Origin of the sequence: Sphingobium sp. BHU LFT2 (genome assembly GCF_018604485.1) — a bacterium.
Taxonomy (GTDB): Bacteria; Pseudomonadota; Alphaproteobacteria; order Sphingomonadales; family Sphingomonadaceae; genus Sphingobium; species Sphingobium yanoikuyae_A.
On sequence record NZ_JAFCGW010000052.1, the window covers coordinates 1 to 2703 of the forward strand.

Here is a 2703-nt window from a genome sequence, read left to right on the forward strand (position 1 = left end):
CGCGCAGCGTGTCATGCGCATATTCGGTGCGGAACAGACCCCGCGCTTGCAGGATCGGCACCACCTCCTCACGGAAGCGGCGGAACGGTTCGGGCCGGGTGACCTGTAGCAGGAAGCCGTCGACGGCCCCTTCCCTGAACCAGCGCTCGATCTCGTTCGCGACCGTTTCGGGCGAGCCGATGAACTGGGATCGCCAGTCGCCGAAGCGATAAGCCGCCTGGCGCAGCGTCAGGCCCTCCTCCCGTGCTGTCCGGATGATCCGCTCGGCCTGCCCCTTATAACTGTTGAGGGTGACACCGCTCAGATCCGGGAAAGGTTCGTCCAGCCCATATTGGGCGAAGTCATGATAGTTGAACGCGCGGCCAAGCTGCACCAGCAGCTTGCCAAGATCGAGCGCGCCGCGGCCTGCGGCATCGATCGCCTGGGCCTCCTCATCACTGTCGGCAATGATCGGCGTCAGACCGGCGAGGATCTTGATATGGTCGGGATTGCGCCCGATCGCTGCGGCGCGCGCCTTGAGGTCCGCATAATAGGCCCGCGCGCTGTCGAAATCCGCGCCGATGGTGAAGATGCCCTCGGCGATCTGCGCGCCCAGCTTGCGGCCTTCATCGCTGTCACCGGCCTGGAAGATGACCGGCTGCCCCTGACGCGAACGGCTGAGCGCCAGCGGTCCTGCGACCAAAAAATGCGTGCCTTTGTGATCGAGCCGATGCTGCCTGGCCTTGTCGAGGAAGATGCCGCTTGCCCGATCGCGCGGAAAGGCATCATCCTCATAACTGTCCCACAGCCCCCGCACGACATCGACGAACTCGCGGGCACGCGCATAGCGCACGCCATGGTCGAAATGCTCTTCCCGGCCATAATTCCGCGCAGCCCCTTCAAGACCCGTGGTGACCACGTTCCAGCCGGCCCGGCCATGGCTGATATGATCGAGCGAGCCGAACTGGCGCGCGACATTATAGGGTTCCCAATAGGAGGTGGTAAGCGTGCCGACGAGGCCGATACGCGACGTCGACGCGGCAACCGCCGACAACAGCGTCAGTGGCTCCAGCCGGTTGAGAAAATGCGGCGCCGTATCGGGCGTGATATAGGGGGAATCGACGATGAAGACGAGGTCAAAGGCCGCTGCTTCGGCAAGCCGGGCCTGATCGATATACCAGCCGATATCGATGCTGGCGTTGCCCGGTAGATCGGGATCGAGCCAACTCGACTGGTTGGCGCCCACCCCCTCCAGGATCGCGCCCAGATGCAGTTGGCGGCGTGATTGATCGGCCATCATCATCATCTCCTTTGGATGAGATGATCCTAACCGCCTCGCCTATGCCGGGATAACGAGGGCTTCTCATAGGCTGTCATGCGACACTAATGTAAAAGCTCTCGGTCATCCGTCTGTTTAGAAACCCAGCTCAGCCAACTCCACGACACGCTTTTCCCGCGCGCTGATCTCAGCCGCCTGACCGATGCCGACCGCGCACAACCCGTCGAGGGCGGTCACTTCGACCATAGCTTCGCCCCGCACCGCCCTGGCAAAAGCCTGATGCTGGTAATAGGTCGCTCCATAATGGGAACCGGCCTGCATTGCCGCCGGATCGACCGGCACATGGCTGCGTTCGACGGCCTTCTGATTCCCGAAACCCACGCGGGGCGAATAGACCAGATCTCCGGGCGGGATCAGTACGTCGAGGCGGGCTTTGTCGCCCGTGGCGGACATTTCTTCCTGATGCTCTACGCCATCGGCGAACATGCAAAGGTCCAGCATCGCACGCACGCCATTGGAAAAGTCCACGGTGGTGAAGCTGTTGTCGATAATGTCCGGGCGCCGACCGTCATAGCGTTCATCGAGATGGTTCACGTCAATCGCGCCGGAACAATAGACCCGCACTGGCTCTGCCTGGACAATCAGGCGCATCAGATCGAAGAAATGGCAGCATTTTTCGACCATCGTGCCACCGGTATTGACTGAGAACCGGTTCCAGTCGCCCACCTTCACCAGGAAGGGGAAGCGATGCTCGCGGATCAACAGCATCTGGAGCTTGCCGATGCGGCCGCCATGCACCTGCTCTATGAAAGCGGCAGCGGGAGGCATATAGCGATATTCCATCCCGGTCCAGAAAGGGGCAGCTCGACCTTTCACCTGGTTAACGACCCAACGCGCATCCTCGACCGTGGTGCAAAGCGGCTTTTCGCACAGGATCGCCAGATTGCTTTCAAGCAAGGGCTCGAGCACCGCTCGGTGCGTGTAGTTGGGCGAGGCAACGACTACCGCATCGACCAGTCCGCCCTTCACGAGATCAGCCACACTATCATAGCTGGCGACTGCGTTCGCCTTATCCCCCAGCGCCGTGCGCGCCCACCCCAGCGAGGCTTCGACCGGGTCGGCGATCGCCGTGATGGTCGCGCCGGGCTGGATCAGGATGTTGCGGATATGCTCGACGCCCATCATGCCCGTTCCAACGAGACCATAACGTATAGTGTCTACCACTGGGAAATTCCTTGTGCCATTGAGCCGTCCATGACGACGCTGCGCCTATCCCCCGAACCGCGTCCGCTCGGCAAGAGTGGAATTTCTGTTTTCCCTATCGCTTGGGGCATGTGGCGCCTCGCCGGTGAGGATATCGCCGAGGCCCGCGCCAGGGTGGAGGCGGCGCTGGACGCCGGCATCACCCTGCTCGACACGGCGGACATCTATGGCTGCGACACACC

The 2703-nt window shown here is 62.0% G+C and carries 3 protein-coding genes; 1 reads left to right on the forward strand and 2 read right to left on the reverse strand.

Annotated features, from left to right (window positions below):
- Both JQK15_RS26285 and JQK15_RS26290 read right to left on the reverse strand, forming a co-directional pair.
- On the reverse strand, window positions 1-1276 hold a 1276-nt coding region (locus JQK15_RS26285), incomplete at its 3' end, for an LLM class flavin-dependent oxidoreductase (protein WP_214869569.1).
- Between the two features lie 117 nt (window positions 1277-1393).
- Window positions 1394-2482, reverse strand: coding sequence for a Gfo/Idh/MocA family protein (locus JQK15_RS26290; RefSeq protein ID WP_353047277.1), 1089 nt, complete (start codon window positions 2480-2482; stop codon window positions 1394-1396).
- 30 nt (window positions 2483-2512) lie between these two features.
- On the opposite strand from JQK15_RS26290, the gene JQK15_RS26295 reads away from it, so the two are divergent.
- Window positions 2513-2703 (forward strand): aldo/keto reductase (locus tag JQK15_RS26295; protein WP_214869571.1); only part of this gene is annotated, 191 nt, incomplete at its 3' end.